This window comes from Lelliottia sp. (assembly GCF_045627565.1).
Classification (GTDB): Bacteria; Pseudomonadota; Gammaproteobacteria; order Enterobacterales; family Enterobacteriaceae; genus Enterobacter.
In genome coordinates this window covers 182,034-205,277 of record NZ_JAZQNX010000010.1, presented here as the reverse complement: position 1 = coordinate 205,277, position 23,244 = coordinate 182,034, and the positions used below count along the sequence as shown (strand labels likewise).

Here is a 23,244-nt window from a genome sequence, read left to right as displayed (position 1 = left end):
AAGCCGCTCAGTTGAGCGGCTTTTTACTGGTCAGAAGATTACTTCTTCTTGGCTTTCGCGTTTGGCAGGTCGGTGATGCTACCTTCAAACACTTCTGCCGCCAGGCCCACTGACTCATGCAGAGTCGGGTGCGCGTGGATGGTCAGCGCGATGTCTTCAGCGTCACAACCCATCTCGATAGCCAGACCGATCTCGCCCAGCAGCTCGCCGCCGTTGGTACCGACAATCGCACCACCGATGACGCGGTGAGTCTCTTTGTCGAAGATCAGTTTGGTCACGCCGTCTGCACAATCAGAAGCGATAGCACGGCCAGAAGCAGCCCACGGGAAGGTGGCGGTTTCGTAGCTGATGCCTTTTTCTTTCGCTTCTTTCTCGGTCAGACCCACCCAGGCAACTTCTGGCTCGGTGTACGCGATAGATGGGATCACTTTCGGATCGAAATAGTGCTTCATGCCGGCGATAACTTCTGCGGCCACGTGACCTTCGTGAACACCTTTGTGCGCCAGCATTGGCTGACCGACGATATCGCCGATAGCAAAGATGTGCGGCACGTTAGTGCGCAGCTGTTTGTCAACGCGGATGAAGCCACGGTCGTCAACTTCAACGCCAGCAGCGCCTGCATTGAGGTTTTTACCGTTCGGCACACGACCGATCGCCACCAGCACCGCGTCATAACGCTGTGCTTCTGCAGGGGCTTTTTTGCCTTCCATGGAAACGTAAATACCGTCTTCTTTTGCTTCAACGGCCGTTACTTTGGTTTCCAGCATCAGGTTGAATTTCTTGCTGATGCGTTTGGTGAAGACTTTAACGATGTCTTTGTCAGCCGCCGGGATAACCTGGTCAAACATTTCAACCACGTCAATCTCTGAACCCAGCGCATGATAAACGGTCGCCATTTCCAGACCGATGATACCACCACCCATAACCAGCAGACGCTTAGGTACAGATTTCAGCTCCAGCGCATCGGTGGAGTCCCACACGCGCGGATCTTCATGTGGAATGAACGGCAGTTCGATTGGGCGAGAACCTGCTGCGATGATCGCATTGTCGAAGTTGATCACGGTTTTACCGTTTTCGCCTTCAACTTCCAGAGTGTTTGCTCCGGTAAATTTACCCAGACCGTTAACCACTTTCACTTTACGGCCTTTGGCCATACCTGCCAGACCGCCGGTCAGTTGGGTGATAACTTTCTCTTTCCAGGTACGAATTTTGTCGATATCGGTTTTCGGCTCGCCGAAGACGATACCGTGATCGGCCAGCGCTTTGGCTTCTTCGATAACTTTTGCAACGTGCAGCAGCGCTTTTGAAGGGATACAGCCGACGTTCAGACAAACACCACCAAGGGTGCTGTAACGTTCTACGATGACGGTTTCCAGACCTAAATCCGCGGCGCGGAATGCTGCGGAGTAACCTGCTGGGCCTGCCCCAAGTACCACGACCTGAGTTTTGATTTCTGTGCTCATCATGACCTCTTAATTTATACCCGTCGTCCACCGGGTCGTTCTATCCGCCCGCAGTTTACAAAATTGTTAACAATTTTGAAACAACAAACGGCTCACGAAATATCGCTTTCGCCAGTAATCTCACAACCTTCATGAGATTAGAAGACAAAAAGCCGGCCGATTGGCCGGCTTTTCGATTACATCACCAGGCGGCGAATGTCACTCAGGGTGTTGTTGATGATGGTGATAAAGCGCGCACCATCAGCCCCATCGATCACGCGGTGGTCGAAGGAAAGAGAGATTGGCATCATCAGACGCGGCACGAACTCTTTACCATTCCATACAGGTTCCATCGCGGATTTGGAAACCCCGAGGATTGCCACTTCCGGCGCGTTCACAATCGGCGCGAAGTGGGTAGTACCCAGGCCGCCGATGCTGGAGATAGTGAAGCAGCCGCCCTGCATTTCGCCGGCAGTCAGCTTACCATCACGCGCTTTCTTGGAAATCACGGTCAGTTCACGGGACAGCTCAGTGATGCTCTTCTTGTTCACGTCTTTGAAGACTGGAACAACCAGACCATTTGGCGTATCAACCGCAACACCGATGTTGATGTATTTCTTCAGCGTCAGACGCTGCGCGTCTTCAGACAGGGAGCTGTTGAAACGTGGCATCTGCTCAAGCGCCGCAGCAACCGCTTTCATGATGAAGACCACTGGCGTGAATTTCACGTCCAGTTTACGCTTCTCAGCTTCTGCGTTCTGCTGTTTACGGAACGCTTCCAGATCGGTGATATCAGTTTTGTCGAAGTGCGTAACGTGCGGGATCATCACCCAGTTACGGCTCAGGTTCGCACCAGAGATTTTCTGGATACGGCCCAGCTCAACTTCTTCCACTTCACCAAACTTGCTGAAGTCCACTTTCGGCCATGGCAGCATGCCCGGGATACCGCCGCCGGTAGCAGCAGGTGCCGCTTCAGCGCGTTTTACCGCGTCTTTCACGTAAGTCTGAACGTCTTCGCGCAGGATACGACCTTTACGGCCAGTCCCTTTCACTTTCGCCAGGTTTACGCCGAACTCGCGTGCCAGACGGCGAATCAGCGGGGTCGCGTGAACGTAAGCGTCGTTTTCAGCGAACTCAGATTTGCCTTCCGCTTTAGCAGCAGGTGCAGGCGCTTTTGAAGCTTGCGCCGGTGCGGCAGCAGCAGGTGCTGGAGCAGCAGCCGGAGCCGCCGCAGGGGCAGCGCCTTCCACTTCGAAGACCATAATCAGAGAACCGGTAGACACTTTGTCGCCAGCGCTGATTTTAATTTCTTTCACGGTACCTGCGAACGGAGCCGGGACTTCCATCGAGGCTTTGTCGCCTTCTACGGTGATCAGTGACTGCTCAGCGGCAACTTTGTCGCCCACTTTCACCATCACTTCAGTCACTTCAACTTCGTCACCGCCGATATCCGGAACGTTAACGTCTTTCGCGCCGCCAGCCGCAGCCGGTGCAGCAGCCTGAGCCAGTGCTGCTTCTGCTTTAGCTGGAGCCGCAGCACCCGCCACTTCGAAGACCATGATCAGGGAACCAGTAGACACTTTGTCGCCGGTGTTGATTTTGATCTCTTTCACCACGCCAGCGAACGGGGCCGGGACTTCCATAGAGGCTTTATCGCCTTCTACGGTAATCAGGGACTGTTCAGCCGCAACGGTGTCGCCGACTTTAACCATGATCTCAGTGACTTCAACTTCGTCGCCGCCGATATCCGGTACGTTAACGTCTTTTGCAGCCGCTGCTGCTGGTGCCGCAGCCGGAGCTGCCGCTTCTTTCTTCTCTTCCTGCGCAGGTGCAGCAGTTGCTGCACCGTCGGCGGAATCGAAAATCATGATCAGTTTGCCAGTCTCGGTTTTATCGCCAACAGAGACTTTGATCTCTTTAACGATGCCAGCCTGAGGAGACGGGACTTCCATAGAGGCTTTGTCGCCTTCTACGGTGATCAGCGACTGTTCAGCTTCAACCTTGTCGCCTACTTTGACCAGGATCTCGGTGATTTCAACTTCATCAGCCCCGATGTCCGGTACATTGATTTCGATAGCCATTATTCTTTTACCTCTTACGCCAGACGCGGGTTAACTTTATCTGCATCGATGTTGAATTTGGTAATTGCTTCCGCAACCACTTTCTTATCGATTTCGCCACGTTTAGCCAGTTCGCCCAGCGCTGCTACCACCACATAAGAAGCATCAACTTCGAAGTGGTGACGCAGGTTTTCACGGCTGTCGGAGCGACCGAAGCCATCGGTACCCAGTACGCGGTAATCATCAGCCGGTACATAAGTACGAACCTGCTCGGCGAACAGTTTCATATAGTCAGTCGATGCCACTGCCGGCGCGTCGTTCATCACCTGAGCGATGTACGGAACGCGTGGCGTTTCCAGTGGGTGTAGCATGTTCCAGCGCTCACAATCCTGGCCATCACGCGCCAGTTCAGTGAAGGAGGTCACGCTGTACACGTCGGAACCAACACCGTAGTCGTTTGCCAGGATCTGCGCTGCTTCACGAACGTGACGCAGGATAGAACCGGAGCCCAACAGCTGAACTTTACCTTTGCTACCCGCAACGGTTTCGAGTTTGTAGATACCTTTACGGATACCTTCCTCGGCACCTTCCGGCATCGCCGGCATGTGGTAGTTTTCGTTCAGCGTGGTGATGTAGTAGTAAACGTTCTCTTGCGCTTCACCGTACATACGTACCAGACCGTCATGCATGATGACTGCCACTTCGTACGCGTAAGACGGGTCATAAGAGATACAGTTCGGGATAGTCAGAGACTGAATGTGGCTGTGGCCATCTTCGTGCTGCAGACCTTCGCCGTTCAGCGTTGTACGACCGGAAGTACCACCGACCAGGAAGCCGCGAGCCTGTTGGTCGCCAGCCTGCCAGCACAGGTCACCGATACGCTGGAAACCGAACATGGAGTAGTAAATGTAGAACGGAATCATCGGCAGGTTGTTGGTGCTGTAAGATGTCGCAGCAGCCAGCCAGGATGCGCCTGCGCCCAGCTCGTTGATACCTTCCTGCAGGATCTGACCTTTCTCGTCTTCTTTGTAGTATGCAACCTGCTCACGGTCCTGCGGGGTGTACTGCTGGCCGTTCGGGCTGTAAATACCAATCTGACGGAACAGACCTTCCATACCGAAAGTACGCGCTTCATCGGCGATGATTGGAACCAGACGATCTTTGATCGACTTGTTCTTCAGCATCACGTTCAGGGCACGAACGAAAGCGATAGTGGTAGAGATCTCTTTGTTCTGCTCTTCCAGCAGTTGGGAGAAATCTTCCAGAGCTGGCAGTTCCAGAGTCTCGGTGAAGTTCACCTGACGGGACGGCAGGTAGCCGTTCAGTTTCTGACGCTGTGCGTGCAGATAGGTGTGTTCTTCAGAGCCTTCCGGGAAGGTGATGTAAGACAGGTTTTCTACCTGCTCATCGGTCACTGGCACGTTGAAACGATCGCGGACGTAACGAACGCCGTCCATGTTCATTTTCTTCACCTGGTGCGCGATGTTTTTACCTTCGGCGGTGTCACCCATGCCATAACCTTTAACGGTATGCGCCAGGATAACAGTGGCTTTGCCTTTGGTGTCTTGTGCATTTTTCAGTGCTGCGTAAACTTTCTTCGGATCGTGACCACCGCGGTTCAGTGCCCAGATCTGATCGTCAGACCAGTCGGCAACCAGCGCTGCGGTTTCAGGGTATTTACCGAAGAAGTGCTCGCGAACGTAGGCACCGTTTTTGGATTTGAAGGTCTGATAATCGCCATCAACAGTTTCCTGCATCAGCTGCATCAGTTTACCGCTGGTGTCTTTACGCAGCAGCTCATCCCAACGACCGCCCCACATCACTTTAACCACGTTCCAGCCAGCACCGCTGAAGATGCCTTCCAGTTCGTTGATGATCTTGCCGTTGCCGGTTACCGGACCATCCAGACGCTGCAGGTTACAGTTGATAATGAAGCACAGGTTGTCCAGTTTTTCACGGGTTGCGATAGTGATCGCCCCTTTAGATTCTGGCTCATCCATCTCGCCGTCGCCCAGGAAGGCGTAAACGGTCTGCTGAGAGGTGTCTTTCAGGCCACGGTGTTCCAGATATTTCAGGAATTTAGCCTGGTAGATCGCACCGATTGGGCCCAGACCCATAGATACGGTCGGGAACTGCCAGAATTCTGGCATCAGTTTCGGGTGCGGATAAGAGGACAGACCTTTACCGTGAACTTCCTGACGGAAGTTGTTCATCTGCTCTTCAGTCAGACGACCTTCCAGGAACGCACGTGCGTAGACACCCGGAGAGATGTGGCCCTGGAAGTACACCAGGTCGCCGCCGTCTTTCTCGGTGCGTGCGCGGAAGAAGTGGTTAAAGCACACTTCATAAACGGTCGCAGAAGACTGGAAGGAAGCCATGTGGCCACCCAGTTCCAGGTCTTTCTTGGATGCGCGCAGAACGGTCATGATCGCGTTCCAGCGAATAGCAGAACGGATACGGCGTTCCAGATCCAGATTGCCCGGATATTCCGGTTCGTCTTCAACGGCAATCGTGTTTACGTAGTTGCTAGCCCCTGCACCTGCTGCTACTTTCACGCCGCCTTTGCGGGCTTCTGAAAGCAACTCATTAATCAGATACTGAGCACGCTCAACACCTTCTTCACGGATGACCGATTCGATCGCTTGTAGCCAGTCGCGAGTTTCGATCGGATCCACGTCATTTTGGAGACGTTCTGACATGGGGGTATTCCTTATCTATCTAATACGTTGATTTGTCTGGAACCTGTCCCATTGTATTTTCGCCAGAAAATACAATAAGACAGGTTCTGCGTTTAGTTGCCGCGCTCTAAAAAAGGCGCTTAATCCTTTCTTTGCTGTATGCGACGCAGTGAACGTTCGCGACGCGATTGCTCACGGCTGCGGTCCAGCAAGATTTCCTCAATGAAAGCCAGGTGGCGGTGCGACGCTTCACGCGCATGCTCCGGTTCCCCGGCCATTATCGCCTCGAATACACGAGTACGATGGTTGCTGACCAGCGGAAGCATTTCCCGGCGGGCATACAACAATTCAAAATTTTGTCGAACATTCTGGGCCAGCATCGGTTCCATGCAGCGTAGCAGATGGAGGAGTACCACATTATGAGCCGCTTCGGTGACGGCAATTTGGTACTGGACGACGGCATCGGACTCGGCGTCGAGATCGCCTGATTCTTGTGCCCGTTCAATGGCCTGATGAAGCTCGCGAATACGTTCACGGTCTTCATCATTGCTGCGCAGTGCCGCGTAATAAGCAGCGATACCTTCAAGCGCGTGACGGGTTTCAAGCAGATCAAACTGGGATTCTGGGTGGTCAGATAGAAGCTCTACCAGCGGATCGCTGAAGCTCTGCCACAGGCTGTTTTGAACAAAAGTTCCGCCGCCCTGGCGACGAAGCAGCAAGCCCTTGGCTTCGAGACGTTGAATCGCCTCACGCAGAGAGGGACGGGAAACATCGAACTGTTTAGCCAGTTCGCGTTCAGGCGGGAGTTTTTCACCGGGGCGCAGAGTCCCTTCGAGGATCAAAAACTCCAGCTGCTGCTCAATCACATCGGATAGTTTTGGTTGGCGAATTTTGCTGTAGGCCATATTCCCTGTCTTACGCCTTTTTGCCCGGAGTTAATTGGTCTTACCAATTTCATATTCGTATCGCTAAAGTAACAAAGTATTCACCTTCTGTCCATCGTGGTTTTGATTGAAATCAGTAAACCCTGCACATTTTAACAACCTTACAGAAATAACGTTTCAGAAATGTAACTTTGCACAAATGAATTGGTTACCCATAAAGAGGCAGTTTTAACTTTAATGAAACGCGAAATACGCTATCTGAACCGATTCACCATGACAAATAATGAATTTTTACTCCCCTAATGAAGCATTTTTATTCTATATCCAGATAAAAAGGGTTAAAGGCAGCAACTTACAATTGCTTTCTTTTTATTCAACTCGTCATCGACCCTTTATAAAGCAGGTGCATTCGCGGTCGCTTACCACTATTCTGACGCTTAAGGAAGACACCTTCCGTTTTTTAGGTCATTTGAACCGTAACGAAATAAATACATGAAATGGAATTTCATAATTACACACGCCATAGCGTGAACATAACAACCACACACGAGGTTTCACATAATGGAAGGTCAACAGCATGGCGATCAGCTGAAACGCGGCCTTAAGAACCGCCATATTCAGCTTATTGCTCTGGGTGGCGCTATCGGCACCGGCCTGTTTCTGGGCAGCGCATCCGTTATTCAGTCAGCAGGCCCCGGCATTATTCTCGGCTACGCTATCGCCGGTTTTATCGCGTTCCTAATCATGCGTCAGTTAGGCGAAATGGTCGTCGAAGAGCCGGTAGCGGGTTCCTTCAGCCACTTTGCCTATAAATACTGGGGCGGTTTTGCCGGTTTCGCTTCCGGCTGGAACTACTGGGTGCTGTACGTTTTGGTCGCGATGGCTGAACTCACCGCCGTCGGGAAATACATCCAGTTCTGGTATCCGGAGATCCCAACCTGGGCTTCCGCTGCGGTCTTCTTTGTACTGATCAACGCCATCAACCTGACCAACGTTAAAGTGTTCGGTGAGATGGAGTTCTGGTTCGCGATTATCAAAGTTATCGCCGTGGTAGCAATGATCATCTTCGGCGGCTGGTTACTGTTCAGCGGCAACGGCGGCCCTCAAGCCACCGTGCGCAACCTGTGGGAGCAAGGCGGGTTCCTGCCTCACGGCATGACCGGTCTGGTGATGATGATGGCGATCATTATGTTCTCGTTTGGCGGCCTTGAGCTGGTCGGTATTACCGCCGCAGAAGCCGATAACCCAGAGCAGAGCATCCCAAAAGCCACCAACCAGGTTATCTACCGTATTCTGATTTTCTATGTGGGTTCACTGGCCGTTCTGCTCTCTTTACTGCCATGGACACGCGTAACCGCTGACACCAGCCCGTTCGTGCTGATCTTCCATGAGCTGGGCGACACCTTCGTGGCAAACGCCCTGAACGTTGTCGTGCTGACCGCAGCGCTGTCCGTTTATAACAGCTGCGTGTACTGCAACAGCCGTATGCTGTTTGGTCTGGCTCAACAGGGTAACGCACCAAAAGCGCTGCTGAATCTGGACAAGCGTGGCGTACCGGTGAACACCATTCTGGTTTCCGCGGTGGTGACAGCCCTTTGCGTACTGATTAACTATTTGGCACCGGAATCAGCGTTCGGTCTGCTGATGGCGCTGGTTGTCTCTGCGCTTGTTATCAACTGGGCGATGATCAGCCTGGCGCACATCAAGTTCCGTCGCGCCAAGCAGCAGCAGGGCGTGAAAACGCGTTTCCCTGCCCTGTTCTACCCCGTCGGAAACTGGGTTTGCCTGGTGTTTATGGCGGCAGTGCTGGTGATCATGCTGATGACGCCGGGTATGGCAATTTCCGTTTACCTGATCCCGGTTTGGGTTGTTATCCTGGGTATTGGCTATCTGTTCAAACAGAAGAACGCGAAAGCCGTTAAAGCGCATTAATCTCGTCTGACTCAGTGCCCGGCCTCGGGCACTGAGCGTGTTACCTACCTCACAAATTCTCACCCACAGCGATTTCATCCATATCACCGCCTTTATCTTGCTACGCAAATATTCATTTGCCAGCAAATAATTCTCTCCATACTGCAATTCGGAGAGCTGTCGATGAATAACAATAAACTGTCAGTCAAAGAAAAGATCGGCTATGGAATGGGCGACGCGGGATGCAACATCATCTTCGGCGCCATCATGTTGTTTGTTAACTATTTTTATACGGATATTTTCGGGCTCGCGCCTGCTTTGGTCGGCGTTTTACTGCTCTCGGTACGCGTCATCGATGCCATCACTGACCCGATCATGGGCGCGATTGCGGACCGTACCCGCAGTAAATATGGTCGATTTCGTCCATGGCTGCTGTGGATTGCGTTCCCCTACGCCCTGTTCAGCGTGCTGATGTTCACGACGCCAGAGTGGACGTACAACAGCAAAGTTATCTATGCCTTTGTCACTTATTTCCTGCTGTCACTCACCTATACCGCCATCAACATTCCTTACTGTTCGTTAGGCAGCGTGATCACCAACGATCCTAAAGAGCGCGTGGCGTGCCAGTCCTATCGCTTTGTGATGGTCGGCATTGCCACCCTGCTGCTGTCTTTAACGTTGTTACCGATGGTGGAGTATTTCGGTGGGGATAACAAAGCCAAGGGCTACCAGATGGCGATGACCGTGCTGGCGCTTATCGGTACCTGTATGTTCCTGTTCAGCTTCGCGACCGTGCGGGAACGTATTCGTCCGGCGGTTCAAACCAACGACGAACTGAAAAACGATCTGAAAGATGCGTGGAAAAACGATCAGTGGGTGCGCATTTTGCTGCTGACGTTATGCAACGTCTGCCCGGGCTTTATCCGCATGGCGGCGACGATGTATTACGTCACCTGGGTCATGGGACAAAGCACCCATTTTGCGACGCTGTTTATCAGCCTTGGCGTCGTCGGGATGATGCTCGGAAGCATGCTGGCGAAGGTCCTGACCGACCGCTGGTGTAAACTGAAAGTGTTCTTCTGGACCAATATCGCGCTCGCGATTTTCTCCTGCGCATTTTATTTCTTCGATCCCAAAGCCACGACGACGATTGTCGTGCTCTACTTCCTGCTGAACATTCTGCATCAGATCCCTTCCCCACTGCACTGGTCGCTGATGGCGGATGTGGACGATTACGGCGAGTGGAAAACGGGCAAACGCATCACTGGGATCAGCTTCTCCGGCAACATTTTCTTCCTGAAGCTGGGGCTGGCGATTGCTGGTGCGATGGTGGGCTTTTTGCTCTCCTGGTACGGCTATGATGCCGGTGCAAAAGCGCAAAGCACCGAGGCGATCAACGGCATCGTATTGCTCTTTACCGTGATTCCGGGCGTCGGCTATCTGCTCACAGCGGGCGTAGTACGCCTGTTGAAAGTGGACCGCGAAACGATGAAGCAAATTCAGGAAGACCTTGAGAAGCGTCGCACCAACTATCGCGAGCTGAGCGACTATCAGGAACTGAAAACGGCTGAGACAAAATAAGGAAGCCCCATGCGTAACTGGCCAAATCCCTTTATCGAACAACGTGCCGACCCGTACATTTTGCATCATGAGGGGCAATACTATTTCATCGCCTCGGTGCCAGAATACGACAGGCTGGCCCTTCGACGCGCCGACTCGCTGGAAGGATTGCGCAGCGGAGAAGAAGTCGTGGTGTGGCACAAACCGAACACCGGCCCGATGAGTGAGCTCATTTGGGCCCCGGAACTGCACCATATTGATGGAAAGTGGTACATCTATTTTGCCGCGACCCACACGCAAGCGCTGGATAAGCTGGGTATGTTCCAGCACCGAATGTTTGCGCTTGAAGGCACAGGCGACGATCCGCTTAACGCACGGTGGGTCGAGAAAGGACAAATCAAAACGCCGTTTGATACCTTTGCACTCGACGCCACTACCTTTGTTCATCAGGGCAAACGCTGGTATCTGTGGGCACAAAAAGCCCCGGACATCTCGGGTAATTCCAATCTGTATCTGTGCGAAATGGAAAATCCATGGACGCTGAAAGGCGATCCTGTGATGCTGAGTAAACCAGAGTATGACTGGGAATGCCGGGGGTTTTGGGTTAATGAAGGCCCGGCGGTTTTAGCGCATGGCAACACACTGTTTATCAGCTATTCCGCCAGTGCGACGGATGAGAACTACTGCATGGGGCTGCTGTGGATAGACATGAATGCCGATCCTCAGAACCCGCAAAACTGGCACAAAGCGCTGCGTCCTGTGTTCACCACCAGCGACGAAAATCGTCAGTACGGGCCGGGGCATAACAGCTTCACGCAGACGCCGGACGGGGAAGATGTGCTGGTGTATCACGCGCGAAATTACACCGAAATTGAAGGCGATCCGCTGTACGATCCCAACCGTCATACCCGCCTGAAATTGGTTCACTGGGACAAAAACGGGATGCCCGACTTTGGCATCCCGCCCGCCGATACGCTTTAATTGAGGCGGTACGCTGGGTTAAACCAGCGTACCGTAGATGGTCAGCAGCGCGACCAGCACCACAATCACAAACGAGGTTTTCTTCGCCATCGACACCGCGGCTTTTGGGGTCTCGACTTTATCCGTATGCGGTTCGCGCGCAAGTGAGAATTGCGCCAGACGAGTTAGTACCTGATATTGCGACGTATGGCGATCGGCAAGCGAAGCAAACCACGCCGGAAGCGCTTTCTCGCCGTGACCAATCAACGCATACACTACGCCCACCAGACGCACCGGCAGCCAGTCCAGCACATGAAGAATACCGTCGATACCGGATTGCAAACGTTCATGGGGCGTCAGGTAGCGGGCAAGCCACGTCTGCCAGGCGCGTAAAAATGCATAGCCCATCAGCAACACTGGGCCCCACGCCCCGCCCGCCACGAACCAGAACAGCGGCGCCAGATAGTAGCGGAAGTTGATCCACAGCAGGGCGTTTTGCAGCTCGCGTAAATAATCGCGTTCGTTGCAATCGGGCGGTACGCCATGGATCAGCGTCAACTCGCTCGCCATCGCGCTGCGCGCATGGCTGTCATCACGCGAAGCCGCTTTCAGGTAGGCGTGATAGTGCAAGCGCACTTTCCCAGCACCGATACACAGCACGCCAAGCAGGATCCACACCACCAAAAGCGGGACGTTGAAAAACAGACCATAAAGCGCGCGCAGTAGAAGGTAAACAGCACCCATGACGACAGCCGTCATCAGGATCGTGCGCAACATTGAAAAGTGCTTAATCCGACGGAACAGCACTTCCATCCGGTGATCCAAATGCCAGTGTTCGCCCAGTTTGAACAACCGTTCAGCGATCATCACCAGCAGCATGGTGAACAACGTCATGTCATCTCCTTGTCTGACGAAGCGGTAAGCATGGCGCGAAACCTGGACCAGTCAAAAGCCGGTCCCGGATCGGTTTTTCTCACCGGCGCGATATCGCTATGCCCAGTGATATTGTCGGAAATTGTCGGATAGCGGGCGATCAATTCTCGCGTCACCGCACACAGTGCCTGATACTGAGCATCGGTGTAAGGCGTGTTATCCGTGCCTTCCAGCTCAATACCAATCGAAAAATCATTGCATTTCTCACGCCCACAGTACGACGACACACCGGCGTGCCAGGCGCGTTTATCAAAAGGAACATACTGGACGATTTCACCGTCGCGACGAATCAGGCAATGGGCCGAAACGCGCAGGTGCGCGATCTCAGCAAAAAAGGGATGAGCGTTGGGATCAATTGTTCCAGTGAATAATGCGTCTATCCACGGACCACCAAATTCGCCAGGCGGCAGGCTAATGTTATGGACCACCAGCAGTGAGGGCGACTCGTCCTCCGGGCGGCAATCATGGTGCGGCGAAGGTACATGCCGCGCGTCCACCAGCCATCCGTTTTGTAACTGCATGCTGGCTCTCCTTATATATGGTGCTGATACTCGGTTCAGAGTAGCATGTTTCAATCTTATGATTCGTTACCAATTTGGAGTTTTATCATGCCGCCTCGCCGTTACAACCCCGACCACCGACGTGACGCGCTTCTGGAACGTATTAACCTCGATATCCCGGAAAGCGTGGCTCAGGCACTACGCGAAGATTTGGGTGGTGAGGTGAATGCGGATAACGATATTACCGCACAATTGTTGCCAAAAGAGACACGCTCGCACGCGGTGATCATCACCCGTGAAGACGGCATCTTTTGCGGTAAACGCTGGGTTGAAGAGGTCTTCACTCAATTGGCTGGCGATGACGTAAAAGTGACGTGGCATGTAGAAGACGGCGACAGCATCACAGCGAATCAGCCTCTTTTTGAACTCGAAGGCCCTTCCCGCGTGCTGCTGACAGGTGAGCGCACCGCGTTAAACTTTGTCCAGACGCTGTCCGGCGTGGCAAGTGAAGTTCGCCGTTACGTTGACTTGCTGGCAGGCACAAAAACTCAGCTGCTGGATACCCGTAAAACGCTGCCAGGCCTGCGCACGGCGCTGAAATATGCGGTATTGTGCGGCGGCGGCGCCAACCATCGATTGGGTTTATCCGATGCGTTTCTGATTAAAGAGAATCACATTATTGCCTCTGGGTCCGTGCGTCAGGCCGTCGAAAAAGCCTTCTGGCTGCATCCGGATGTTCCGGTCGAAGTGGAGGTTGAAAACCTGGAAGAGCTTGATGCTGCCATCAAAGCCGGTGCTGACATCATCATGCTGGATAACTTCGAAACGGAACAAATGCGCGAAGCGGTAAAACGCACCAATGGCCAGGCGCAGCTTGAAGTCTCGGGAAATGTCACGCAGGAAACCCTCCGCGCGTTTGCTGAAACAGGCGTAGATTTCATCTCCGTCGGCGCGCTGACCAAACACGTACAAGCGCTTGACCTCTCCATGCGTTTCAAATAGTCAGCATTTTGATCCTCTCTATCAGGAGAGGATCAAAACAAGTTCGCGATGCCGCTCGCATGATTTTTACATCTCGATGTAACCACCGCTAATTCTCCTGAATCCGCCTTCACGATCCGTTTATTGCTGCTCGTTTCTAATTTTCTGAACTGCCACATTTGCTCCACTTATTTAAGGAGCAGACATGAACAGACAAAAAGGATTTACGCTCATTGAGCTAATGGTGGTCATCGGCATAATTGCCATTCTCAGCGCCATCGGCGTGCCCGCATACCAAAATTATCTTCGCAAAGCTGCGCTCACCGACATGCTGCAAACCTTTGTCCCCTATCGCACAGCGGTCGAACTTTGTGCTCTCGATCATGGCGGTGTCGAGACGTGTGATGCCAGCGTAAACGGTATCCCCTCGCCCACCACCACGCGTTATGTCTCTGCCATGAGCGTCGCGAAAGGCACGGTTGGGTTAACCGGCCAGGAAAGTCTCAACGGGCTGGAAGTCGTCATGACGCCAATCTGGGACAATGGCAACGGCATCACCGGCTGGACGCGCAACTGTAATATCAGCGATGACAGCGCGCTCAAACAGGCCTGCGAAGACGTCTTCCGCTTTGATAATAATTGAGGAAGCGAACGATGAATTCGGAACAACTGGTCATGCTGTGCCAACGTCATCATGCGCTTATTCTCAGTAGCGACGCTGAAATGGTAAGTATTGCCGTGGCGGGAACCCCTGCTGCGGAAATGATGGAAGCCCTGCGCTTCGCCACACAAAAACGGATCGATATTCAATGCTGGACGGCAGAGCGCATGGAAAAGCATCAGCAAATGTCTTCGACATCGCATTTGCCCGTCATTTCGCAGGATACAAGCCTGGCGGCGGATATTCTTAACCGAACGCTGTTACAAGCGCTCAGCCAGCGAGCCTCCGACATCCACGTGGAGCCCGCCGGAAGTGCCTGGCAAATCCGCCTGCGCATCGACGGCGTGTTATATCCGCAGCCCCCGCTGACTGCGGCGACAGGTACCACCCTGATTGCCCGATTAAAGGTGCTAGGTAATCTGGATATCGCGGAGCGGCGGTTACCGCAGGACGGTCAGTTTACCGTTGAGCTGTCGGGAGTCTCAGTCTCTTTTCGCATCGCCACGCTACCCTGTCGCGGTGGAGAAAAAATTGTGCTGCGTCTTTTACATCAGGTACAGCAGGCGCTTGAGCTTGAGGCATTAGGTATGACGGCCGCCCAGCGTGCCCTTTTCGAGCAAGCGCTCCAGCAACCGCAGGGATTACTGTTAGTGACAGGCCCAACGGGTAGCGGCAAAACCGTCACGCTCTACAGCGCGCTTCAAGCCCGTAATGCACAAGACGTGAATCTGTGCAGCGTAGAAGATCCCATTGAGATCCCTCTTGCCGGGCTGAATCAAACACAAATCAATCCTCGAGCGGGCCTAACCTTTCAAAGCGTATTACGGGCACTTTTACGCCAGGATCCTGACATCATTATGGTGGGGGAAATTCGTGACGGCGAAACGGCGGAGATTGCTATCAATGCCGCCCAGACAGGCCATCTGGTGCTCTCGACGTTACACACCAACTCCACCCTTGAGACGCTGGTGCGGCTTCAGCAGATGGGCGTTGCGCGCTGGATGGTTTCCTCTGCGCTTACGCTGGTGATCGCTCAACGTCTAGTCCGCCGCCTTTGTCCTCATTGTACGAAAGAGACCCATCAGGAAACGCTCATCCCACATAACATCTGGCCGCGACAGCTACCTCACTGGCAACCGACGGGATGCGATCGTTGTTATCACGGTTTTTACGGCCGCGTTGCCCTGTTTGAAGTCCTGGCTATTAACAGCGACATCCGCCAGGCCATTGCCAGCGGCGCCTCCGTTGAAGAGGTCGAAATCAAGGCAAAAAAGACCGGCATGACAACGCTTTTCGAACATGGCTGCATGGCAGTTGAGAAAGGGCAAACCACCTTTGAAGAATTGATCCGCGTGTTGGGGCTACCGAATGGCTGCTAATCATCTTTGGCGCTGGCGTGCGATGACTGCCGAGGGCGAGCTTCAGCAAGGGACGCTATTAGCCATTGATCGCCAGGCGGCCATCACCCGATTATCACTCAAAGCACTTTACCCACTTCGGCTCACGCGCAGCCCTCTGCGCCAGCAGTGGCAGTCTCATCATTGCTACGAGATTTTTCGACAACTGGCTACCCTGCTCCAGGCTGGTCTCACGCTTGCCTACAGCCTGCAAATGTTGGCTGAGCAGCATCCCGTTAAACAGTGGCAGGCGCTGCTTAACAACCTTGCTGACGATCTCAGCGAAGGCTGCGCATTCTCCGATGCCTTAAAGAAATGGCCAGACGTATTTAGCCCGCTTTATGTCTCCATGATGAAAACCGGGGAGCTAACAGGCAAGCTGGAAGAATGTTGCCGGCAGCTAGCGCAGCAACAAAAATTGCAGCAACAGCTTAGCGCGAAGGTGAAAAAAGCACTGCGCTATCCGATGATCATTCTCGCGCTGGCTGTGGTCGTGGTGCTGGCGATGGTGACGTTTGTCCTGCCGGAATTTGCCGCTATTTATAAAACATTTAATACACCGCTTCCCATGCTCACGCAGTGGGTGATGGGTTTGGCGACTTTCGTACGCCAGCAAGCCGTTGCTCTCATCCTTGCGCTATTTTTACCCGTCATCGTGATGCATTGCCTACGGCATCATCTCGGCTGGCAGCGATTCTGTCAGCGTTTTTTACTGCGTATCCCAATTATGGGATCGCTGGCTCGTGGACAAAAACTCAGTCAGATTTTTACCGTGTTGTCACTGACCCAGCAGGCGGGCATCGCGTTTTTACAGGGGCTGGAAAGTTCTCAAGAGTCCGTTGAGGGGGTGTACTGGCAGGAGGTCCTGAAAGGGGTCAGGGATCGCGTTACGCAGGGGGACCCAATATGGTCGTCATTAACGAAAGCAGAGATCTTCACGCCCTTATGCATCCAACTTGTGCGAACAGGAGAGATGTCCGGCTCCCTTGATAGCATGCTGGCCAATCTTGCCCGTCATCATAATGAACAAACATTTCAGCAGGCCGACGACCTGGCTTCGCTGTTAGAACCCCTGCTGCTCATCGTGACCGGGTTAATAATCGGAACGCTGGTGGTGGCGATGTATCTCCCTATTTTCCATTTAGGCGATGCGATGAGTGCAGGATAAAGCTGGCACACGGGCGTGCGCCAGCGGAGCAATTACAAGCTGTTAAAAATGCGGTTTTCCTGTTCCTGAACGCGAATAAACGTTGTGCGTTTAGTCAGCTCTTTCAGTCGTGATGCCCCCACGTAGGTACAGGCAGAACGCAGGCCACCCATAACGTCGCGGGCGGTATTTTCAACGGGGCCACGCAAGGGTAGCTTCACGGTTTTACCTTCCGCGGCGCGATACTGCGCAACACCGCCTACGTGGCGATTCATTGCTGATTCAGAGCTCATGCCGTAGAAGAGCATAAATTTCTCGCCGTTTTCTTCAACGACTGTGCCGCCGCTCTCTTCATGTCCGGCAAGCATCCCGCCGAGCATCACGAAATCTGCGCCGCCACCAAAGGCTTTGGCAACATCACCAGGCATGGTGCAGCCGCCGTCACTAATGATCTGCCCACCAAGGCCGTGAGCGGCATCAGCACATTCAATCACGGCGGACAGTTGAGGATAGCCAACACCGGTTTTGACGCGTGTAGTACACACAGAGCCAGGGCCAATACCAACTTTCACAATATCCGCGCCAGCCAGAATCAACTCTTCGCACATCTCACCGGTCACGACATTGCCTGCGATGATGGTTTTATCAGGCCATGCCTCACGTGCTTTGCTAACAAACTGCACGAAATGCTCGGAATACCCGTTAGCCACGTCGATACACAGGAAATTCAGTGCCGGATTCGCAATCAGAATTTGTTTGGTTTTCTCGAAATCAGTATCAGAGGTGCCGGTTGAGACCATCACATGTTTGAGCACATCTGCGGAAGCTGAGGCGGTAAAGGCATTCCATTCTTCAACGCTATAGTGTTTGTGCACTGCGGTCAGGATATCGAACGACGCCAACGCCGTTGCCATCGCGAAGGTACCCACGGTATCCATATTGGCGGCAATGATAGGAACACCAGACCAGGTCTGACCGGAATGTTTAAAGGTGAATTGGCGTTCGAGTTCAACGTCTGAGCGGCTTTTCAGTGTAGAGCGTTTAGGGCGGATAAGAACGTCTTTAAAACCTAACTTCAGATCTTCTTCGATACGCATGCGGGGATTCCTGGGGTTAGAGGCAAAAATGTGTAAAGCACAACTCCAGTGACGTTATCATACGCACTAATACGTGCTCCGCAAGACTGCGAATTTCTCTTTTTTTACGCTACAATCCTATAAATTTACCTGGTATAAAGCGGGTAATCAGAGGCAGCCCCACGCCACTGCAATTTTAAACGATAACTAAATGATTTTAATGATTAATACTTCCCAGGATTTTGTTTAATGGGGTACATTGTTGCGTTAACGGGCGGCATCGGGAGTGGTAAAAGCACTGTTGCTGACGCTTTCTCACGCTTGGGTATCGTGATTGTTGATGCTGACATCATTGCCCGACAGGTGGTTGAGCCTCACACCCCCGGCTTAAGAGCTATTGAGGCGCATTTCGGCCAGGACATCATTAACAGTGACGGCACCCTGAACAGACGCCTGTTGCGCGAGCGCATTTTTTCTCGACCGGAAGAAAAAACCTGGCTCAATGCACTTCTTCACCCCATGATTCACCGGGAAACTCAGCGACAGATTTCTGCGGCAACATCGCCGTATGTTTTATGGGTTATTCCGTTGCTCGTCGAAAATCAGCTTCAGCATAAAGCCAACAGAATTCTGGTTATCGATGTGTTACCCGAAACACAACTTCAGCGGACAATGTTGCGCGATAACGTCACACGCCAACATGCTGAACAAATTATTGCTGCGCAGGCAACGCGTGAAGCACGACTTGCCGTCGCAGATGACGTTATTGATAATAACGGCGCACCCGAAACAATTGCATCGGATGTTGCCCGCCTGCACGCACACTATCTGACATATGCCGCGCAGGCCGCAGCACAGGACAAAACACAATGAGTTCTCATATCCTTTTTGAACACCCGCTGAATGAGAAAATGCGCACCTGGCTGCGCATCGAATTTCTCATTCAGCAGATGTCTTTTCATCTTCCGATCGCCGAGCACGCGACCGCGCTGCATTTTTTCCGCAACGTTGGCGACCTGCTGGATGTTATTGAGCGGGGCGACGTTCGCACAGAGTTGCTCAAAGAACTCGAACGCCAGCAGCGAAAATTGCAGGGTTGGGCTGAAGTCCCGGGCGTCGATCAGAACCGTATCGATTCAATCCGCCTGCAGCTGAAGCAAAGCAGCACTATACTTATGGCCGCCCCTCGCGTTGGGCAGTTTCTGCGAGAAGATCGGTTGATTGGGCTGGTGCGCCAGCGACTGAGTATTCCGGGCGGATGCTGTAGTTTTGATCTGCCGACATTGCACATCTGGCTGCATATGCCGCAAGAACAGCGTGATGCACAGGTAAAAAGCTGGATGGAAAGCCTCGAGCCGATGAATCAAGCGCTGACCCTGATTCTTGACCTTGTTCGCAACTCAGCACCGTTTCGCAAGCAAACCAGTCTAAACGGTTTTTATCAGGATAATGGCGATGATGCCGACCTGCTGCGACTGCAACTTTTACTCGGCGATCAGCTTTATCCGCAAATTTCAGGCCATAAAAGCCGCTTTGCGATTCGATTTATGCCGCTGGATAGCGAGAACGGAAGCGTGCCGGAACGTCTCGATTTTGAACTGGCTTGCTGTTAAGGAGTGCCAATGTCTGAAGTGATTACCGTGAATTGCCCGACCTGTGGCAAAGCTGTTGTCTGGGGTGAAATCAGTCCGTTTCGCCCGTTTTGCTGTAAGCGCTGTCAGCTCATCGATCTGGGTGAATGGGCGGCAGAAGAGAAACGCATCCCGAGCGAGGGTAGCCTGTCAGATAGCGATGACTGGAGCGAAGAACAGAAGTAGTTATGTTCTTCGCTGGACCTGCTGGCAATCGGGTTAGCAGGTCTACACGCCCTGAATCAGTCTGGTAATAACGGGTTCATTGGCTGGCGGGAATTTGTCAGCCTCCAGTGCGCCTTGTTCAACCCACATCCCGAGTTGCTCTTCTTTCCCCCAAGGTTCACCTTCCCAGTTCTCAACCATAAAGAACCACAGCGTGATGTGACGGTCCGGGAACTGATACTCGAGTTTATCGAATAATGTCGCGTTGTACGGTGTAATACCAACCTCTTCCTGAAGCTCGCGAACTAACGCCTCTTCAGGTGTTTCACCCGCTTCTATTTTACCGCCAGGAAACTCCAGTTTATTCGCCATGTGGGCATCGGCCGCCCGCTGGGTAATAAAGATTTGATTTACCGGATTACGGATAATCCCGACGGAAATTTGCAGTACTTTCATAGTGTTATACCCATAAAAAAGGCGCAGAGATCTGCGCCTTTTCGATTTACTTTGTGCTTAGCTTAAACGGCCGTGGCACGACTTATATTTTTTACCGGAACCGCAAGGGCATGGATCGTTACGACCCACTTTGCGATCGCCCGTTTGGGCAGCAATCGCCTCAGCCGCTTCATTTTCGTCAGTTTGATGACTCAGTTGTTGCATCTGCGCCAGGCGCTCAGCTTCCTCACGACGCTGCTGCTCCATTGCTTCTACTTCTTCCGGCATGCGAACCTGAACTTTACCCAGGGTGCTGATCACTTCGTATTTCAGTGATTCAAGCATCGTCGCAAACATCGCGAAGGATTCACGTTTGTATTCTTGCTTAGGATCTTTTTGCGCGTAACCACGCAGGTGAATACCCTGACGCAGGTAGTCCATCGCCGCCAGATGCTCTTTCCACAGGGAATCCAGCGTTTGCAGCATCACGCCTTTCTCGAAGTGGCGCATCATCTCGGTGCCGACGACCTCTTCTTTACGCTTATAAACTTCAATCGCGTTTTCAAGAATACGTTCGCGCAAGGTTTCTTCATGCAACTCCGGCTCTTTGTCCAGCCACTCTTTGACCGGCAGTTCGAGATCGAAGTCATTTTTCAGACGTTCTTGCAGACCTTCAACATCCCACATTTCTTCCAGCGATTGTGGCGGAATGTAGGCATCGATCGTCGCTTTAAACACATCCTCACGAATGCTGTTGATGGTTTCGCTCACATCAGTTACATCCAGCAGTTCGTTACGCTGAGTATAAATTGCACGACGCTGATCGTTAGCAACGTCATCATATTCAAGCAGTTGCTTACGGATGTCGAAGTTGCGGCTTTCTACTTTGCGCTGTGCATTGGCAATCGCTTTGGTCACCCATGGGTGTTCGATGGCTTCGCCTGGTTTCATACCCAGTTTACGCATCATGCCTGACACACGGTCAGAAGCAAAAATACGCATCAACGCATCTTCCATAGACAGGTAGAAGCGAGAAGAACCGGCATCACCCTGACGACCCGCACGCCCACGCAGCTGGTTATCGATACGGCGAGATTCGTGACGCTCAGTACCAATGATATGCAGACCACCGGAGGCCAACACGGCATCGTGACGCACCTGCCAGTCAGCTTTAACTTGCGCAATCTGCTCAGGAGTTGGGTTTTCCAGCTCAGCCAACTCTGACTGCCAGCTACCGCCCAGCACGATATCGGTACCACGACCCGCCATGTTGGTCGCGATGGTCACTGCTGCCGGGTAACCCGCCTGTGCAACGATATCCGCTTCTTTGGCGTGGAATTTGGCGTTAAGAACGTTGTGCTTAATCCCTGCTTTATCCAGTTCATGAGAAACCACCTCGGACTTCTCAATGGAAATCGTACCCACCAGAACCGGCTGGCCTGCTGCAGTACGCTCACGGATATCTTCGATAATCGCCTGAATTTTTTCCGCTTCGGTCATGTACACCAGATCCGGCATATCTTTACGGATCATTGGACGGTTGGTCGGGACAACCACGGTATCCAGTTTGTAGATGGAGCTGAATTCAAACGCTTCGGTGTCAGCAGTACCGGTCATACCGGCCAGCTTTTCATACAGGCGGAAATAGTTCTGGAAAGTGATAGAAGCCAGCGTCTGGTTTTCGTTCTGAATATCCACGCCTTCTTTGGCTTCAACCGCCTGGTGCAGACCATCAGACCAGCGACGACCCTGCATGGTACGGCCGGTGTGTTCATCAACGATGATAACTTCACCGTCTTTGACGATGTAATCCACATCGCGGGTAAACAGAGCATGCGCGCGCAGTGCAGCGGTAACGTGATGCATCAGCATGATGTTGGTTGGGGAGTAGAGTGACTCACCCTCTTCCATAATGCCTTGCTCAACCAAAAGCTCTTCGATCTGAATCAGACCGCGCTCAGTCAGGTTCACCTGACGCGCTTTTTCATCCACGGAGAAGTGACCTTCGCCCTGGAATGTGTCGGAATCTTCTTTTTCCTGACGAATCAGATGCGGAATGATTTTGTCGACTTTGCGGTACATGTCCGAGCTATCTTCAGCTGGGCCAGAAATGATAAGTGGGGTACGCGCTTCATCGATCAGAATGGAGTCCACCTCATCAACCAACGCATAGTGCAGCTTACGCTGTACACGTTCTTCTGGGCTAAACGCCATGTTGTCGCGCAGGTAGTCAAAGCCGTATTCGTTATTGGTGCCGTAGGTGATATCCGCGCCGTAGGCTTCACGCTTAGCCGGTGCAGGTAAACCAGACATGTTGATACCGACGGACATGCCCAGGAATTCGAATAACGGACGGTTGTTTTCCGCATCACGTTGCGCCAGATAGTCATTGACGGTCACGACGTGTACGCCCTTGCCGGACAGTGCATTCAGATAGGCAGGCAGGGTTGCGGTCAGGGTTTTACCTTCACCGGTACGCATTTCAGCGATGCAACGTTCGTTCAACACCATACCGCCGAGCAGCTGCACGTCAAAGTGACGCATGCCAAACACACGCTTACTCGCTTCGCGAACCACAGCGAATGCTTCTGGAATCAGGCTTTCTACTGTTTCACCTTTCTCCAGACGTGCGCGGAACTCAACGGTCTTTGCTTTCAGCTCGTCGTCGGAGAGTTTTTCCATCTCCGGTTCCATAGCATTGATGACGGTGACGGCTTTGCGCATGCGGCGCAGGGTACGATCGTTACGACTACCAAAAACTTTGGTTAATAATTTGATTAACATAATAAATTCTCACACGCCCCATGATGGGCAGATAAATTA

19 protein-coding genes are annotated in these 23,244 nt (G+C 52.7%); 10 read left to right on the top strand and 9 right to left on the bottom strand.

What is annotated here, in order from left to right; all coding sequences use genetic code 11:
* Positions 1-38: 38 nt before the first annotated feature.
* The 4 genes from lpdA to pdhR form a co-directional block, all read right to left on the bottom strand.
* Positions 39-1,463: a dihydrolipoyl dehydrogenase gene (gene lpdA / locus ACKI5T_RS08740; protein ID WP_407437109.1), complete on the bottom strand. Its 1,425-nt coding sequence runs from the start codon at positions 1,461-1,463 to the stop codon at positions 39-41.
* 176 nt (positions 1,464-1,639) lie between these two features.
* The gene (gene aceF / locus ACKI5T_RS08735; RefSeq protein ID WP_407437059.1) at positions 1,640-3,523 is read right to left on the bottom strand and encodes a pyruvate dehydrogenase complex dihydrolipoyllysine-residue acetyltransferase; all 1,884 of its coding nucleotides are present in this window, start codon (positions 3,521-3,523) and stop codon (positions 1,640-1,642) included.
* 14 nt (positions 3,524-3,537) lie between these two features.
* Positions 3,538-6,201: a pyruvate dehydrogenase (acetyl-transferring), homodimeric type gene (aceE, locus tag ACKI5T_RS08730; RefSeq protein ID WP_012016068.1), complete on the bottom strand. Its 2,664-nt coding sequence runs from the start codon at positions 6,199-6,201 to the stop codon at positions 3,538-3,540.
* Between the two features lie 119 nt (positions 6,202-6,320).
* Positions 6,321-7,085: a pyruvate dehydrogenase complex transcriptional repressor PdhR gene (gene pdhR, locus ACKI5T_RS08725; protein WP_012016067.1), complete on the bottom strand. Its 765-nt coding sequence runs from the start codon at positions 7,083-7,085 to the stop codon at positions 6,321-6,323.
* Positions 7,086-7,622: 537 nt separating this feature from the next.
* On the opposite strand from pdhR, the gene aroP reads away from it, so the two are divergent.
* From aroP to ACKI5T_RS08710, 3 genes are all read left to right on the top strand, one after another.
* Positions 7,623-8,996, top strand: a complete 1,374-nt coding sequence (gene aroP / locus ACKI5T_RS08720) for an aromatic amino acid transporter AroP (protein WP_190275379.1) — start codon at positions 7,623-7,625, stop codon at positions 8,994-8,996.
* Between the two features lie 162 nt (positions 8,997-9,158).
* Positions 9,159-10,556, top strand: a complete 1,398-nt coding sequence (locus tag ACKI5T_RS08715) for an MFS transporter (protein WP_133631682.1) — start codon at positions 9,159-9,161, stop codon at positions 10,554-10,556.
* 9 nt (positions 10,557-10,565) lie between these two features.
* On the top strand, positions 10,566-11,516 hold the full coding sequence (locus ACKI5T_RS08710; protein WP_407437058.1) for a family 43 glycosylhydrolase: 951 nt from the start codon (positions 10,566-10,568) through the stop codon (positions 11,514-11,516).
* 18 nt (positions 11,517-11,534) lie between these two features.
* Here ACKI5T_RS08710 and ampE read toward each other — a convergent pair whose 3' ends face one another.
* Positions 11,535-12,389, bottom strand: coding sequence for a beta-lactamase regulator AmpE (gene ampE / locus ACKI5T_RS08705; RefSeq protein WP_407437057.1), 855 nt, complete (start codon positions 12,387-12,389; stop codon positions 11,535-11,537).
* Complete coding sequence (ampD, locus tag ACKI5T_RS08700; protein WP_407437056.1) at positions 12,386-12,949, bottom strand: 1,6-anhydro-N-acetylmuramyl-L-alanine amidase AmpD; 564 nt, start codon at positions 12,947-12,949, stop codon at positions 12,386-12,388. Before ampD ends, ampE begins: the two co-directional genes overlap by 4 nt.
* An 87-nt stretch (positions 12,950-13,036) precedes the next feature.
* Between ampD and nadC the strand changes: the two genes are divergently transcribed.
* The 4 genes from nadC to hofC all read left to right on the top strand — a co-directional run bounded on the left by nadC (position 13,037) and on the right by hofC (position 17,135).
* Entirely contained in the window at positions 13,037-13,930 is an 894-nt protein-coding gene (gene nadC, locus ACKI5T_RS08695) for a carboxylating nicotinate-nucleotide diphosphorylase (protein ID WP_133631686.1), read from the top strand.
* A gap of 184 nt (positions 13,931-14,114) precedes the next feature.
* Positions 14,115-14,552 (top strand): prepilin peptidase-dependent pilin, encoded by a 438-nt coding sequence (ppdD, locus tag ACKI5T_RS08690; protein WP_012016060.1) that lies wholly within the window; start codon positions 14,115-14,117, stop codon positions 14,550-14,552.
* A gap of 11 nt (positions 14,553-14,563) precedes the next feature.
* Positions 14,564-15,949, top strand: coding sequence for a type II secretion system protein GspE (gene gspE, locus ACKI5T_RS08685; protein WP_407437055.1), 1,386 nt, complete (start codon positions 14,564-14,566; stop codon positions 15,947-15,949).
* Positions 15,939-17,135, top strand: a complete 1,197-nt coding sequence (hofC, locus tag ACKI5T_RS08680; protein WP_407437054.1) for a protein transport protein HofC — start codon at positions 15,939-15,941, stop codon at positions 17,133-17,135. The genes gspE and hofC overlap by 11 nt, the downstream gene beginning before the upstream one ends.
* Positions 17,136-17,167: 32 nt before the next feature.
* Here hofC and ACKI5T_RS08675 read toward each other — a convergent pair whose 3' ends face one another.
* A complete protein-coding gene (locus ACKI5T_RS08675; protein ID WP_407437053.1) occupies positions 17,168-18,211 on the bottom strand; it encodes a GMP reductase in 1,044 nt (347 codons plus the stop codon).
* A gap of 228 nt (positions 18,212-18,439) precedes the next feature.
* On the opposite strand from ACKI5T_RS08675, the gene coaE reads away from it, so the two are divergent.
* Genes coaE through yacG form a run of 3 tightly spaced genes read left to right on the top strand, consistent with a single transcriptional unit; the run spans position 18,440 to position 20,007 of the window.
* On the top strand, positions 18,440-19,063 hold the full coding sequence (coaE, locus tag ACKI5T_RS08670) for a dephospho-CoA kinase (RefSeq protein WP_407437052.1): 624 nt from the start codon (positions 18,440-18,442) through the stop codon (positions 19,061-19,063).
* Positions 19,060-19,803, top strand: a complete 744-nt coding sequence (zapD, locus tag ACKI5T_RS08665) for a cell division protein ZapD (protein ID WP_407437051.1) — start codon at positions 19,060-19,062, stop codon at positions 19,801-19,803. Before coaE ends, zapD begins: the two co-directional genes overlap by 4 nt.
* 9 nt (positions 19,804-19,812) lie before the next feature.
* A complete protein-coding gene (gene yacG, locus ACKI5T_RS08660; protein WP_407437050.1) occupies positions 19,813-20,007 on the top strand; it encodes a DNA gyrase inhibitor YacG in 195 nt (64 codons plus the stop codon).
* Positions 20,008-20,049: 42 nt separating this feature from the next.
* Here yacG and mutT read toward each other — a convergent pair whose 3' ends face one another.
* Both mutT and secA read right to left on the bottom strand, forming a co-directional pair.
* The gene (mutT, locus tag ACKI5T_RS08655) at positions 20,050-20,442 is read right to left on the bottom strand and encodes an 8-oxo-dGTP diphosphatase MutT (protein WP_407437049.1); all 393 of its coding nucleotides are present in this window, start codon (positions 20,440-20,442) and stop codon (positions 20,050-20,052) included.
* 57 nt (positions 20,443-20,499) lie between these two features.
* Complete coding sequence (secA, locus tag ACKI5T_RS08650) at positions 20,500-23,205, bottom strand: preprotein translocase subunit SecA (RefSeq protein ID WP_407437047.1); 2,706 nt, start codon at positions 23,203-23,205, stop codon at positions 20,500-20,502.
* Positions 23,206-23,244 lie beyond the last annotated feature (39 nt).